This is a genomic window from Desulfurococcus sp. (assembly GCF_038881575.1).
Lineage (GTDB): Archaea > Thermoproteota > Thermoprotei_A > Sulfolobales > Desulfurococcaceae > Desulfurococcus.
This window is the reverse complement of the sequence record NZ_JAVZPN010000003.1, coordinates 48,409-61,116: the sequence shown is the minus strand read 5'-3', so window position 1 is coordinate 61,116 and position 12,708 is coordinate 48,409. Positions and strand designations below refer to the sequence as shown.

Sequence of the window (12,708 nt, the reverse complement as noted above, 5' to 3'; positions counted from 1 at the left end):
AGCTTGTAGACGACCACGAGTTAAGGGAGGAGGATGAACACATGCCTAAACCGTTTTATGTAAAGTTCGAGGTGCCACCTGAGCTAGCCGATAAAGTATACCAGGCGATATCAAAGGTAAGGGAGACCGGTGGGAAAATCAAGAAGGGCACAAATGAAACAACAAAGGCTGTTGAAAGAGGACAGGCTAAGCTGGTTGTCATAGCTGAAGATGTTGACCCACCCGAAATAGTCGCCCATCTACCACTATTATGCGATGAGAAGAAGATACCATATGTCTACGTGCCAAGCAAGCAGAAACTAGGTCAAGCAGCCGGTATTGAGGTATCCGCTGCCTCTATCGCAGTAATAGATGTAGGCGGAGCAAAGGACTTAATCGATGAAATAATTAAGAGTGTCCAGCAGATAAGGGCCCAGAGTGGCTGATAAAGGTAATCATTCCTTCATTGTTTTTTATATGAACAATAATGAATCCTCCTAGGATGTAACCTGCAAAACCCTAAAAACCTAGTAAAACGAAAACAGCATGCCACCCTGGCTTCAGGCATCTACTTCTTGCTTGACAGCTTCCTTGCCTCTCTCTCAGTCTCCCTTAGTATAACTATGTCCCCTATTCTCACCGGTCCCTTTATATTCCTTGTTATTATTCTACCTTTATCCCTACCCTCTAATACTTTGACGCGCACTTGTATTATCTCTCCTGTAACGCCTGTCCTACCAAGTATCTGTATTACTTCGGCTGGGAACCCTATCTCCTCTACAACATTCACATCGGGTGACTTTAAAACTATTTTATTGTTCTCACTCATGGCCTCCACCACGATCTAAACACTATGCTTTTATATCAGAGAAAGGTATTTTAAAACCCTTGTAACCAATACATTGTGTTGACACTGGCTGGAAGAGAGGTGTTTACCTTGGTGAAGCAGGCTAAATGTGTGTTTTGTGGTGGAGACGTGGAGCCTGGAACAGGATTAATGTACGTGATGAACGATGGAACGATACTATGGTTCTGCAGCAATAAGTGCTTTAATAACTACAGGATGAAGAGGGATCCTAGGAAGTATAAGTGGACGTTGAAGTATGGTCAGCAGACAAAGTAGGCTAGGTTATTTTGTTTTCACATTTGCTGAAACACCATGCCGTAGAGGGGATCGCTCTTCCTCTTTATATTAATTATTTCTTTCAACACTAGTTTCTCATCATTGCTTAACTCATTGTTAAACGTTGTCAGCCAGTATTTGACGTGTTCACTTGGTATATCAGTATACAAGATATCGCCTTCATCTATGTGCCTACCCACCATTACCTTGCCCCTAATACTTATAGCTACTTGTTGCCCTACAAGCGCCTCCTTCAACACGTTATCGCGGTCGCGTATCTGCATTATTAAGCCGATGCTTCTTCCATCCTCTGTCATCAATGGATAATTAGGCCTTATCCTGCCCCCTAGGACTTCTACTCCAACTATAACGGGCTCACTTCTCCTAAATATAGCCCCCGGTATAATCCTTATCTTACCTGGCCTTACTAGAGACTCTACCTGCCTCAGTCTCTCCCTCTCCTTGAATTCCTTGAACCATTTAAGGTATTCTTCGAGTAGCTGGTATATTATGTTATGTTTAAACACGGGTATGTTTTCCCGGGCCCTCAACTCCTCTGCTTCAGGCAGGATCTTCACATTGAAAGCCAGTATCACACCATACTCAGGTTTAGATTTACTAACAATGGCGGCTTCTAGGACGTCATTCCTGGTTACATGGCCTACATCTGCTAGTTTAACCGGTATATTCTCGCGTCTAAGGGCCTCTAAGAGGGCTTCCAGTGTTCCAAGAGTATCCGCCTTTAATACAACGCCATCGCTTTCCCCTTTAAACCTTATCTGAGATACCTCCTCTTGAACTATCCTGGTGAATTCCTGGACCCTATCCTCAGAGGGTATTACATAGAATGGTGAGCCAGCTAATGCATCCTCGAGTCCTGGAGCAGATATTTTCACCCCTGTAGCAGCTGTGACAAGGTCTACTTGTACGAATCGACCCTCATGCATCCTCATATCTTGGAGGGGCCTCGGCATCAATAGGCTTCTAACCCTTGTAACTATTGGTCCACTCTTACCAGCGACTACAAAGAGATCGTTTTTGCTTAGCACTCCATCATAGATTATAACATCTATAGTGGTGCCAAGGCCTTGCTCCTCCTTAACCTCTAATACTACCCCCCTAGCAGCGTCTTCACTAGTCACAAGCTTCTTCTTCATGAACTGTTGTGCAAGGCCAGCTATTAGTGCAAGTAACTCTGGTATTCCCTCACCTGTTTTAGCCGATATCGGCACTATTGCAACCGTTCTCCTGAAGTCTTTAACCCTGTCAAATCTCTCCGACTCAAACCCATGCTCGTATAACTTGCCGACTAACTGGTATATCTTCTCCTCTAGAATACTTATCGTTCTAGGGCTTTGCCTCCTAACGCTCTCAAGGAATGGAGTGTCTGGAAAGGCTCTCCATCCCTCAAGCCTATCTATTTTATTAGCTGCAACAATGAATGGTACCCTCTTCTCCTTCAATATATTCAACGCCTCTATGGTTTGAGGCTGAAATCCCTCAACCACATCTACGACAAGTATGGCCATATCGGCTACACTACCCCCTCTTCTCCTAAGATTACTGAATAATTCATGTCCAGGTGTGTCGATGAAGAGTAATCCCGGTATCTCTATGACTAGCTTTGGAAAATACTTCTTTAGAGGCTCAGTAATCTTGTTTAAGACACTTGCAGGTACTACACTGGCTCCAACATGCTGGGTTATCTCGCCTGGCTCCTTCTTAGCTACAGCTGTACCCCTGATCTTATCAAGTAGTGTTGTTTTTCCATGATCCACGTGACCCAGTACAACTATTATGGGTTGTCTAATCCAGGTTTTCTTATCACTACTCAACTCCAACACCATGTAAACACTATACGTGGCCTGCGAGTAAGCCTAGTTATTCTAAACTATTAACGTGCTTATATCGGTTAATTCTTAATTTACGGTGTCAGCCCACTTAACAACCATCCAACCCTAGAAAACATAAACACCGCTTCTACCCCTCTAATAGAGACCATTAAAAAACCCTGGGTATAAAAAGGGGATACTGGGTAAAATATACCTCAGACACCCACCGGGCAACTGGTGGTAGATATGCCTGACTTCAAGATAGTGGTAAATGATCCAGAGGCACCTAAGAAGGAGAAGGTAGTTAAAGTAAAAGTGGAAGGAGACTCCGAAATACAGCTCACAGATAAAGTGAAGGAAAAGCTGGAGTTACCGGTGTTTAAAGTAAATAGTAAAACAGCGAATGAAATAGGGGCTGTCCACGGGGTAGCCACTATAAGAATGCGGCGCCCAGACACAGGAGATAAGGTGAAGTTTACTGGGAGAATAATCATAGATGACAACGTGCCTGATAACGTTGTGAAAGTCAGCATGGAGCAATTAATTAATGCAACAGGACAGAACGAGCTAGAGGGCGAGATCTTCCGCGCAAGGGCATGGCAGATAAGGATAAATGATGAGAGAACACAAACTATCATTGGCCTGAAGATAGGTGATTATATTGATGGATCAATAATCGGCCTGAAAGGGGTTAAACTAGTTATAACCGGAGGTAGCGACATAAGTGGTTTCCCAATGAGACCTGATATAAGTGGACCGGTTAAAAAGAAGGTGTTATTATCGGGTCCACCAGGTTTCCACCCAGAAGAAGATGGTGAACGAAGGAGAAAGACTGTTAGAGGCAATACTATAGCACCCGACATAGTTCAAATAAACACGAAGATCGTGTATGAATCAAAATAGAAGAGTGCTCTAAAGGCATGAATTATTTTTAACCATGGCAGTCTCCATACATGAGGATTAAGCGGCTTGGATTTATAAATGAATCTAAACTAAATTATTCTAGCTAAGGTGAATAAGTAATCATGCCGTGGGATATTAAACCACCCGAGGTCAACATAGGTGTCGTTGGACACGTTGACCACGGTAAAACCACCCTAGTCCAAGCATTGACAGGTGTCTGGACAGCAAAGCACAGCCTAGAGATAGAACGCGGGATGACTATTAAACTAGGATACGCTGATGGAAACATCGCCTATTGTGATGGGCTACCGCTACCTGACGCATACACGATTAAAGAGTATTGTCCAGATGGCTCTGAGTCGAAGTTGCTTAGAAGGGTTAGCTACGTCGACGCGCCCGGCCATGAATTATATATGACGACCATGTTGAGTGGGGCAATGATCATGGATGGAGCTATATTAGTTATCGCGGCCAACGAGCCGTGTCCCCAGCCACAGACAGTAGAGCACTTGATGGCGCTGAACATCCTCGGTTTACGGAACATCATCATTGTTCAGAACAAAATAGATGTCGTCGATAAAAAGCGCGCATTAGAGAACTACAACGAGATCTTAAAGCTGGTTAAAGGCACCGTAGCCGAGAACGCGCCAATAATACCGGTCAGCGCCCTACACCACATCAACATAGATGCACTGCTTCAAGCTATACAAGAGATCATTCCAACACCGGAGAGAGACTACACGAAGCCTCCATTAATGTATGTTGTGAGAAGCTTTGATGTAAACAAACCCGGCACCCCCTATGATAAAATAGAGGGAGGAGTAATCGGGGGCTCCCTTCTACAAGGGCGTTTCAGAGTAGGAGATGAGATAATGATACTCCCCGGGATAAAGACGCAAGTAGGGAGTGCTAAATCACAGGTCTATAAATACGAGCCTATAGTGACGACTATAGAGGAGATACGCTATGGCAACTTAATAGTGGATGAGGCCAGGCCTGGAGGACTGGTGGCAATACAGACCAAGCTAGATCCCTCGCTAACTAAAGGTGACCAATTAGTGGGTTCCATAGTAACCACCCCTGGGAATAATATACCGGTTGTGAAGACCTTGGATGTGCGTTTCCAGTTATTCGAGAGAATAGTAGGCACCAAAGAACTAGGGAAGCTCCCACCAATACAAGTGAATGAGAAAATAGCCGTTGCAATCGGTACAGCGAACAGGGTAGCCGTAGTGAAGTCTATAAGGAAAGATATAATGACCATAGAGCTAACAGACCCTGTTGCAACATGGAGTGGATCCAGGATAGCTATAAGCCGCCGTGTACTAGCAAGGTGGAGGCTTGCTGGCTGGGGGATAATAGAGGGTGTCTCAGAATAAGGGGATAACTGTTTTACTCGATACAAACATGCTTCTCATAATGGCTAACGGCATACCTGTACTTGAACAGATAGAGGAGAAGCTTCTCACGAAGCCGAGGTACATAGTGATAAAGCCCGTATACGATGAACTAGTTAGAATAGCGGACTCGGAGAAACCCAGTATTAGTAGGAGGGCTAGGCTAGCACTTGAAATAGTTAACAGGTATTGTGAGATAGTGGATTACGCTGTAAACCCCGGTGAAACAGTCGATGACGCTATATTGAGATACGCCAGCGAAAACAACGCCGTGGTAGCCACAAACGATAAAGAGTTAAGGAGGCGCCTCAGGAGCCGTGGGCTACCAGAAATATATCTCCGTGAGGAGTCGTGGAGAATAGATGTGGAGGGGGTTCCCTCATTCTACTGATTTAAGGCAGCGTCATTATAATTAGTATTTAAAACCTATAATAGTTAATTAAAAATATCAACACATGCTTAAACACTGGTGATTAAACCATGTATTCACTGATAAGAGTAAAGGATGTAATCAGGATACCGCCGGCGAAATTTGGGAGACCAGTGAAAGACGTGGCACTTGAAGAACTACGGAGCAAGTACGAAGGAACAATAGCATCAATAGAGTCCCAGAGCGGCGAACATAAGCTAGGGATTATAGTAACCATAATAGATGTAAAAGTCGATGAAAACGGGAGGATACTACCCGGAGATGGCGCAACATACCATGACGTGGAAATGAGCGCCCTAGTATTCAGCCCATTCATCAAGGAAGTCGTTGAAGGCGAAGCAGTCACAGTAGCTAAGTCAGGCATATATTTAAACCTAGGTGTTTTAGACGGATTCATCCATATCAACCAGGTATCCGAGGAAAAGGTTTCCTATGATAATACACGTTCGGCAATAATATTAGAGGAGTCCCATAGAACAATAGAGAAAGGAGACATCCTCAGAGCAAAGATATACACTATCGGTATATTACCGGGTAAAGGGTTGAGAATACATATGACGATGAGGCAACCATACCTAGGGAAGCTAGAGTGGGTGAGTAAGCAGGGTGGGTCAAAGTGAGTAGTAGAGGTAAATCCTTTAAGGCATGCCGGAGATGCAGGTCCCTAGTACCTAAAAACGCTGAAACATGCCCAGTGTGTGGATCCCAGGACTTTACTTTTGAATGGAATGGAATCATTATAGTCGTTAACCCGGAGAAATCCTTAATCGCTAAAATACTCGAGATAAACAGCCCGGGTAAATACGTGATTAAGCTTGAATAAAGCGATACCAGTGTTAAAGCTACCTGTTGACTTCAGGCTTTCTCTAAGTATCCCACAGGGAGACCTCTACGTATCCCCCGATAGAGGACTAGTATATGGATTAAGAGCTGATGCCGCTGTAGGCGATATTGTTTCAAGGAACCACATGGTTGAAGTAAGGATAACCGATGCTAAAACAAAGAGGCACACCGTGGACGTAGGGCCAAGAGAATGCGATGTATTAGTGGTTAATCCACAGGGCACTATAAGCATAAACAGCGTTACATCATCGCTAATGGGTGGAGCCAGAAGCATATGTGTAGTAGGCGAGGAAGACTTATTGGTCATACCCTTCACGCTGGTCAGAGGCTTTAAAATCATATATGGGCAACCAGATGTAGGCGTTGTGATTTCATCCCCCTCTAGGGAAAGAGTTTTAAAAATACTTAAAGGGTTAAAACCGGACATAGTTATTATGAACCTGTAAGGTGAAGAACGCTATGGGTAGAACTATAACGCTCGGTAAATATAGTGGCGAGGTAGTGGAGGAGAGGTATAATCCATTAATCAAGAGGATAGAGCTGAAACTCCGTGTAGGACACCCTGGCGAGGGGACTCCAAGCAAGGGGTTGCTTAGACTGGAGCTAGCAAAAGTCTATGGTAAAAATGTAAACCTGGTGTATATAAGAAACGTTGAAACGGAGTATGGGCTAGGTGTGAGTCTCGTGGAAGCCCATATATATGACAGCGAGGAGCGCGTTAAGCTTTTTGAGCCGGAATACATTATTAAACGGAACGAAGAATCTCTACAGAAAATCACACAAGCGACGGAGGCTGGTGCTTAATGCCGTATATACATAAATTATATGAGGTAGACTATAATACAGGGACAATAAAGAGGAAGAATAAAACGTGCCCTAAGTGTGGTTCCTTCATGGCTTTTCACAAGGAACCAATACCCAGATGGCACTGCGGCAAATGCAATTACACGGAGTTTGTAAAATAAGATAAGAAAGCAGTAGAGACTATAGATCCTCTATCCCCTGGTTTTTGAGAGGAAGCCCATGCAAAAAATACCTGTTCCTGTAAAACTGCCTGAAAGTGTAGAGGGTAAAGAGGTAACAGTACTGGGTATTGAGTCAACCAGCCACACACTCGGAGCCGGAGTCCTAAGGTTTTCCAGGGGCAGTGTAGAAATACTGGCAAATATTAGTAGTCAATATAAACCTGAGAAAGGAGGCATCCACCCTAGGGAAGCCTCACAGCATCACATGAAGAACGCGCCCACTGTACTCAGGGAGGCATTAAGGAAAGCCGGGGTCTCCATGAGAGACATCGACACCGTTGCAGCAGCAGTAGGACCTGGTATTGGACCCTGCCTCAGGGTTGGTGTGACAATAGCCAGGTTTCTATCTAAATACTTCAACATACCATTAACACCGGTGAATCATGCAGTTGCCCACATAGAAATCGGTAAATTATTCAGCGGCTTCAACGACCCTGTCATAGTATATGTGTCGGGGGGCAATACAATGGTACTTGTTCAGAAAAATAGCCAGTATAGAGTAATGGGGGAGACGCTAGATATACCATTAGGGAACCTCTTTGACACCTTCACCAGGGAAATAGGAATAGCTCCACCCTATGTGGTTGATGGGAAGCACGCTATAGATGTATGTGCCGAGTGGAGCCAGGAGTTCCAGCCCCTTCCATACACGATTAAAGGCAACGATCTAAGCTTCTCGGGTCTCTTAACAGCAGCGTTGAAACTAGCGAGGGAAGCAAATGGTGGTAAGGAAAGTCTGGGCAGGATATGTAACAGCCTCAGGGAGACAGCCTTCAATATGCTTATCGAGGTATCAGAAAGAGTGCTCGCGTTAACCAATAAGAAACAGCTCCTACTAGTTGGAGGAGTCGCATCAAACAAGGTGTTGAGATGGAAGATGGAGACTCTTACATCCATCTATAACGTAAAATATTATGGTACCCCACCCGATGTAGCCGGTGATAACGGGGTAATGATAGCTTATACAGGGCTCCTACTATACCTATATGGTAGGATAAGTAAGCCTGAGGAAACATATGTAAAGCAGAGATACAGGATTGATGAGGAGACTTATCCATGGCTCTAAGTAGTGAGAGCAATCTATGGGGGGCTGAAGCCGTTATATATATATGTGAGTTCCTGGGTAGAAAAGTAGTCATCAAGAAACGTAGGAGTAAACCATATAGACACCCAGTCTACGACACTATATTTATACAGGCGAGAACGAGGAATGAGGCAAAGATACTTGCAGAACTCTACGCAGCCGGATTAAAGGTGCCAGCCCCTCTACTAGTAGATATTGAGAAAGGAACATTGGTAATGGAGTATATCGAGGGCGAGAGACTCTCCGAGAAGCTAGCCAATGTAGAGGCTAGAGAACTCGTAGAAATAGCACGGGATATAGGAAGGCAGAGCGCGTTGATGCATAATAGGAAGATCTATCACGGGGACTTCACTATTGCAAACATCATATATTCCGGCAGGGGAGTCTACATAATAGACTTTGGCTTAGCCGGCTACAGCACCGATATCGAGGAGTATGCTATAGACATACATTTACTCCAGAAGAGCATTTACTCGCTCTACCCTCATCTATTAAAACCCTTTATGGAATCATATTTTAAAGCCTATAGAGAGCATTACAGCGGTAGCTTCGATGAAATCATGTATAAACTAAGGGAGATAAGCACGCGGGGTAGATACATTGATAGAGAGTTAAGGAGATCGGTGATGCGTGAGAGATATGTCGGTTAAACTATTGCTTCTCTCAGGTAATAGACACAAGTACCTTGAGATAAAGGATATAGCGAGGGAGTACGGGGTCGATGTCACCCCTCTCGAGGGATTAAAAATCGAGATACAGGATGACGACTTATCTAACATAGCGTTAACCGCAGCATTAATAGGATACTCCCTCTTAAGGAAACCAGTCCTAGTTGAGGATGCTGGATTATTCATAAGAGCCCTAAATGGATTTCCAGGACCCTACAGTAGCTATGTCTTCAAGACGCTTGGATTAAACGGTGTATTGAAACTAATGGAGGGGATCAGTGAAAGAGATGCATGCTTTAAATCCGTGGCTGTCGCCGTGATGCATGGTGAGATAATAAGGGGAGAAGGAGAAGTATGCGGATACATAACCACCGCGCCTCGGGGGAACAAGGGATTCGGGTTCGACCCGGTATTCGCTCCAAGGGAACAACCATATAGAACCTTCGGCGAGATGGATGTAGAGGAGAAGAATAAGTATAGTCATAGAGCTAAAGCCGTTAAAGCAGTATTTGAAAAAATCAAGGAGAAAGCAGAATAGCAGGAAATAGTTACCACAGGAGTCACATTTAAAATCTGTTCTTAAATATTATGGTGTTTAATAGTATATTGTTTAACCCGGGATATGGCATCAACGGGGTTGCAGAGCTATGAATAAGAGGAGGGATAAGGGTCAATCGCATTCAACCCGGCCGGCGAGGGCTGGGCCACCGAGATGGTTAAAGCTAGATATGAGTCCAAGTGATATAGAGTTGCTGATCGTAGAGTTAGCGAAGAAAGGGTATACCCCATCAATGATAGGAATAATTCTTAGGGACCAATATGGTATCCCACTAGTAAGACAAGTAACAGGTAGGAAGCTCACGGAGATCCTTGAGAAACACGGCATTAAAATCGCTATACCAGAGGACCTTATGCACCTGATGCAACAAGCTGTCAACCTCAGAAGACACCTCGAGGAGCATCCCAAGGATACCCATAGTTTAAGAGGGCTTATAGAGGTAGAGTCGAAGATACATCGTCTAGTGAAGTACTATAAGAGAACCGGTAAACTACCCCCTGACTGGGAGTATGATCCAGAGAAAGCAAAACTCCTGGTTTCACAGGGTATATATGTTCTCAAAACCGAAAGTCCCGCCACCTCAGGATAACAACTTTAATCCCTGCACATGCATAGCTCATCCGGCTTCCCCTTGCACTAAGGAGCGAGACTTTTCAGTTGTAACAGTTCAATGCGATGTATAGAGTTGCTTCATGATGAAGCATATAGATCGCTGGAGGAATCGAATGATCCCTTTTTTAAGGCCAGGTGGAAAACGGATTTTAATGAGTTGTGAGGCGATGAAATATTAGCCAGCTACATTATCTACGATGATAGGTGTGTAAAACCTGGTGAATATTTTGGGGAAAGCCGATTTGGTTTCAATTATAAGCAAATATAAGAGTGTGAGAATAATACCGGATACTTCACTAGACTCACTTCTCGCATCAAGCATACTGTTGAAAACACTTAGGGAACAAGGTATTTCAGCCAAGGTAACCCTGGATGCTAAAGTCCTCATAGATGAGAGGGATACACCAGCTATACTGATTAATCTACCACCGCTGAATCAGAGCCAGCATGTATCGATAAGCTATAGACAAGACTACTCGGCAACCGGCTTCATAGCTAGTTTCTTAGATGATTTATATGTGATTGAGTGGTGGGATAAGATCCTCTCAATAATTGCAGCCTTGTACAGGGATCTCTACGTGTTTAAAGAGGGGAAGTTTAAAGGCCTGGAGGATAAAATCCTCAGGGAACTCATCAACGATAGGAGGCTTGAGGAAGCAACGATTCCGAGGGCCTGGGGTATTAAGAGACTCGGGATAGTTGAAAGCATTAAAAGGACTTTAATACCGTTCCTACCGGGTTTCACTGGTAACTCGGAGAAAATACAGGAGCTTGCTTCAAGGATATTCAAGAAAAATCCTGAGCAGATAAGGAATCTTGATAAACTAGATGAGGAGATGCTCAGCCAGCTATTAGAGTTCCTCAATAATATCGCGAAAACACTTGGCATGACCATTGAGGATTTTACAAATAAACTACTCGGTGACTTCATTATTCCATCAGAAGTATTTAATGGGCTGGAAATCCAGCTTAGTGAGGCAATGGGTAGCCTACTTGTATTCAATAGCCTTTACAGGGATTCACCCATATATATGCTGGAGATAAGCTTAGACATGAGTGTAATACCTGTTATCCTATCTATTTATGAGTCAAGCATAGATGAGGCTGCGAGCATGCTGGGCATTATTATACCAGAGTGGTTGACGAAGAAGAACACCTATATTGATGTAGAGGAGTATTTCAAGAGACCCGGGATAGTGATAGATATATTGAATTCCCTAAGTGCTTTACCCGCTAAGAAACCTGTTACAATACTCTATAATGGCCAGAAGATAACCGAGTTAAGGGAGCTCTTAAGAGTAGGCATTAAACCCGAGGAAGCATACACACTATGCGATGAGGTCCAATTATGTGTAGTCAAGTAGCATATCCCTGTGGGAAAATAGTTGTTAAAGGTAGTAAGCAATACATTAACGCTGTCTACGCATCGCTTCACCCAGATAACATAAAGCCTGCGCCAAGAATGAGGATCAGTGAGGTGCTTGAGGAAGACACTTATGTGATAGAAATATGTGTTTCAAACAACCTGTTATACGCGTTGAGAACACTACGCTCCACAATAGATGAATTACTGGGACTACTTGAAGTAATCGACTCTATAGAGACCTATTCATCCATGGGATCCGGCTCCATGGAAAGTAATACCTCGATGAATAGTGTTGATTAGTATTTAATATAATGAATATTTAAATATCCCTTTACTAATCTAGGACGCCTAGTGAAAACGGTTACCAGGGTTGTTAGGAATGTCTTCCAAGCACAGAGCTGTTGTAAAAGATAAGTGGAAGATGAAGAAGTGGTATGAAGTAGTTGCACCAACCTCGTTCGGAGGTATAACTCTAGGTTCAACACCAGCTGATGACCCGGAGAAGTTGATTGGCAGGGTAATTGAGACAACGCTGTACGATATAACCGGGGATATAACGCAGGTACATGTAAAACTATACTTCCAAGTAATCAGCGTCGATGGAAACAAGGCTTTAACTAGGTTCAAGGGGCATGAATTAGCCCGAGACTACATGAGGAGCCTCGTAAGGAGGAAGAGTAGTAAGATCCAAGGAATATTCGATATCACCACGAAAGACGGATACGTACTCCGTGTAACAATAGTTGCATTAACAAGCTGCAGGTGTAATACTAGTCAAAAGAAAGCAATAAGGAGAGTGATGAGAGAATATATCTTTAAGAAAGCCGGCGAGTTAACACTTGATGAACTAGTACAGGAGATAATGAGCTATAAGATCTCAAATGAGA

19 protein-coding genes are annotated in these 12,708 nt (G+C 43.8%); 17 read left to right on the top strand and 2 right to left on the bottom strand.

Annotated elements, in window-relative coordinates; genetic code table 11:
- The first annotated feature begins 41 nt into the window (after positions 1 to 41).
- Positions 42 to 425, top strand: coding sequence for a 50S ribosomal protein L7Ae (gene rpl7ae, locus QXV08_RS03725; RefSeq protein ID WP_342786382.1), 384 nt, complete (start codon positions 42 to 44; stop codon positions 423 to 425).
- A gap of 122 nt (positions 426 to 547) precedes the next feature.
- Here the strand turns inward: rpl7ae and QXV08_RS03720 are convergent, their stop codons facing one another.
- On the bottom strand, positions 548 to 808 hold the full coding sequence (locus QXV08_RS03720; RefSeq protein ID WP_342786381.1) for a 30S ribosomal protein S28e: 261 nt from the start codon (positions 806 to 808) through the stop codon (positions 548 to 550).
- 108 nt (positions 809 to 916) lie between these two features.
- Between QXV08_RS03720 and QXV08_RS03715 the strand changes: the two genes are divergently transcribed.
- Complete coding sequence (locus QXV08_RS03715; RefSeq protein WP_014768198.1) at positions 917 to 1,102, top strand: 50S ribosomal protein L24e; 186 nt, start codon at positions 917 to 919, stop codon at positions 1,100 to 1,102.
- 17 nt (positions 1,103 to 1,119) lie between these two features.
- Here QXV08_RS03715 and infB read toward each other — a convergent pair whose 3' ends face one another.
- Positions 1,120 to 2,949 (bottom strand): translation initiation factor IF-2, encoded by a 1,830-nt coding sequence (gene infB, locus QXV08_RS03710; protein ID WP_342786380.1) that lies wholly within the window; start codon positions 2,947 to 2,949, stop codon positions 1,120 to 1,122.
- A 231-nt stretch (positions 2,950 to 3,180) separates the two neighbouring features.
- Between infB and QXV08_RS03705 the strand changes: the two genes are divergently transcribed.
- The 15 genes from QXV08_RS03705 to QXV08_RS03635 all read left to right on the top strand — a co-directional run.
- The gene (locus QXV08_RS03705; RefSeq protein WP_342786379.1) at positions 3,181 to 3,837 is read left to right on the top strand and encodes a 30S ribosomal protein S6e; all 657 of its coding nucleotides are present in this window, start codon (positions 3,181 to 3,183) and stop codon (positions 3,835 to 3,837) included.
- Between the two features lie 122 nt (positions 3,838 to 3,959).
- On the top strand, positions 3,960 to 5,216 hold the full coding sequence (locus tag QXV08_RS03700) for a translation initiation factor IF-2 subunit gamma (RefSeq protein ID WP_342786378.1): 1,257 nt from the start codon (positions 3,960 to 3,962) through the stop codon (positions 5,214 to 5,216).
- On the top strand, positions 5,203 to 5,625 hold the full coding sequence (locus QXV08_RS03695; protein WP_342786377.1) for a PIN domain-containing protein: 423 nt from the start codon (positions 5,203 to 5,205) through the stop codon (positions 5,623 to 5,625). Before QXV08_RS03700 ends, QXV08_RS03695 begins: the two co-directional genes overlap by 14 nt.
- A gap of 89 nt (positions 5,626 to 5,714) precedes the next feature.
- Positions 5,715 to 6,284, top strand: coding sequence for a DNA-directed RNA polymerase (locus tag QXV08_RS03690; protein WP_342786376.1), 570 nt, complete (start codon positions 5,715 to 5,717; stop codon positions 6,282 to 6,284).
- Positions 6,281 to 6,487, top strand: coding sequence for a transcription elongation factor subunit Spt4 (gene spt4, locus QXV08_RS03685; protein ID WP_342786375.1), 207 nt, complete (start codon positions 6,281 to 6,283; stop codon positions 6,485 to 6,487). Before QXV08_RS03690 ends, spt4 begins: the two co-directional genes overlap by 4 nt.
- Positions 6,480 to 6,953 carry a DUF359 domain-containing protein gene (locus QXV08_RS03680; protein ID WP_342786374.1) on the top strand — a complete coding sequence of 158 codons (474 nt, stop codon included), beginning with the start codon at positions 6,480 to 6,482 and terminating at the stop codon, positions 6,951 to 6,953. Before spt4 ends, QXV08_RS03680 begins: the two co-directional genes overlap by 8 nt.
- Positions 6,954 to 6,966: 13 nt before the next feature.
- Complete coding sequence (locus tag QXV08_RS03675; protein WP_342786373.1) at positions 6,967 to 7,311, top strand: 30S ribosomal protein S24e; 345 nt, start codon at positions 6,967 to 6,969, stop codon at positions 7,309 to 7,311.
- Positions 7,311 to 7,472 carry a 30S ribosomal protein S27ae gene (locus QXV08_RS03670; protein ID WP_014768189.1) on the top strand — a complete coding sequence of 54 codons (162 nt, stop codon included), beginning with the start codon at positions 7,311 to 7,313 and terminating at the stop codon, positions 7,470 to 7,472. Before QXV08_RS03675 ends, QXV08_RS03670 begins: the two co-directional genes overlap by 1 nt.
- 58 nt (positions 7,473 to 7,530) lie before the next feature.
- Positions 7,531 to 8,598: a KEOPS complex N(6)-L-threonylcarbamoyladenine synthase Kae1 gene (gene kae1 / locus QXV08_RS03665; protein WP_342786372.1), complete on the top strand. Its 1,068-nt coding sequence runs from the start codon at positions 7,531 to 7,533 to the stop codon at positions 8,596 to 8,598.
- The gene (locus tag QXV08_RS03660; RefSeq protein ID WP_342786371.1) at positions 8,589 to 9,266 is read left to right on the top strand and encodes a Kae1-associated kinase Bud32; all 678 of its coding nucleotides are present in this window, start codon (positions 8,589 to 8,591) and stop codon (positions 9,264 to 9,266) included. The genes kae1 and QXV08_RS03660 overlap by 10 nt, the downstream gene beginning before the upstream one ends.
- Positions 9,256 to 9,822, top strand: a complete 567-nt coding sequence (gene rdgB / locus QXV08_RS03655) for an RdgB/HAM1 family non-canonical purine NTP pyrophosphatase (protein ID WP_342786370.1) — start codon at positions 9,256 to 9,258, stop codon at positions 9,820 to 9,822. Before QXV08_RS03660 ends, rdgB begins: the two co-directional genes overlap by 11 nt.
- Positions 9,823 to 9,931: 109 nt before the next feature.
- On the top strand, positions 9,932 to 10,432 hold the full coding sequence (locus tag QXV08_RS03650; RefSeq protein WP_342786369.1) for a 30S ribosomal protein S15: 501 nt from the start codon (positions 9,932 to 9,934) through the stop codon (positions 10,430 to 10,432).
- Between the two features lie 241 nt (positions 10,433 to 10,673).
- Positions 10,674 to 11,819, top strand: coding sequence for a phosphoesterase (locus tag QXV08_RS03645; RefSeq protein WP_342786368.1), 1,146 nt, complete (start codon positions 10,674 to 10,676; stop codon positions 11,817 to 11,819).
- On the top strand, positions 11,804 to 12,121 hold the full coding sequence (locus QXV08_RS03640) for a KEOPS complex subunit Pcc1 (RefSeq protein ID WP_342786367.1): 318 nt from the start codon (positions 11,804 to 11,806) through the stop codon (positions 12,119 to 12,121). The genes QXV08_RS03645 and QXV08_RS03640 overlap by 16 nt, the downstream gene beginning before the upstream one ends.
- A gap of 79 nt (positions 12,122 to 12,200) precedes the next feature.
- The coding region (locus QXV08_RS03635) for a 30S ribosomal protein S3ae (RefSeq protein WP_342821409.1) at positions 12,201 to 12,708 on the top strand (508 nt) is incomplete at its 3' end.

Excerpts from the sequence above, each read along its gene's own strand:
- QXV08_RS03705 (WP_342786379.1), top strand. The coding sequence starts at position 3,181 with ATGCCTGACTTCAAGATAGTGGTAAATGATCCAGAGGCACCTAAGAAG.
- infB (WP_342786380.1), bottom strand. The coding sequence starts at position 2,949 with ATGGTGTTGGAGTTGAGTAGTGATAAGAAAACCTGGATTAGACAACCC.
- QXV08_RS03640 (WP_342786367.1), top strand. The coding sequence starts at position 11,804 with ATGTGTAGTCAAGTAGCATATCCCTGTGGGAAAATAGTTGTTAAAGGT.
- QXV08_RS03700 (WP_342786378.1), top strand. The coding sequence starts at position 3,960 with ATGCCGTGGGATATTAAACCACCCGAGGTCAACATAGGTGTCGTTGGA.
- QXV08_RS03670 (WP_014768189.1), top strand. The coding sequence starts at position 7,311 with ATGCCGTATATACATAAATTATATGAGGTAGACTATAATACAGGGACA.
- rpl7ae (WP_342786382.1), top strand. The coding sequence starts at position 42 with ATGCCTAAACCGTTTTATGTAAAGTTCGAGGTGCCACCTGAGCTAGCC.
- QXV08_RS03690 (WP_342786376.1), top strand. The coding sequence starts at position 5,715 with ATGTATTCACTGATAAGAGTAAAGGATGTAATCAGGATACCGCCGGCG.
- QXV08_RS03675 (WP_342786373.1), top strand. The coding sequence starts at position 6,967 with ATGGGTAGAACTATAACGCTCGGTAAATATAGTGGCGAGGTAGTGGAG.
- QXV08_RS03650 (WP_342786369.1), top strand. The coding sequence starts at position 9,932 with ATGAATAAGAGGAGGGATAAGGGTCAATCGCATTCAACCCGGCCGGCG.
- QXV08_RS03660 (WP_342786371.1), top strand. The coding sequence starts at position 8,589 with ATGGCTCTAAGTAGTGAGAGCAATCTATGGGGGGCTGAAGCCGTTATA.
- rdgB (WP_342786370.1), top strand. The coding sequence starts at position 9,256 with ATGTCGGTTAAACTATTGCTTCTCTCAGGTAATAGACACAAGTACCTT.
- QXV08_RS03720 (WP_342786381.1), bottom strand. The coding sequence starts at position 808 with ATGAGTGAGAACAATAAAATAGTTTTAAAGTCACCCGATGTGAATGTT.
- kae1 (WP_342786372.1), top strand. The coding sequence starts at position 7,531 with ATGCAAAAAATACCTGTTCCTGTAAAACTGCCTGAAAGTGTAGAGGGT.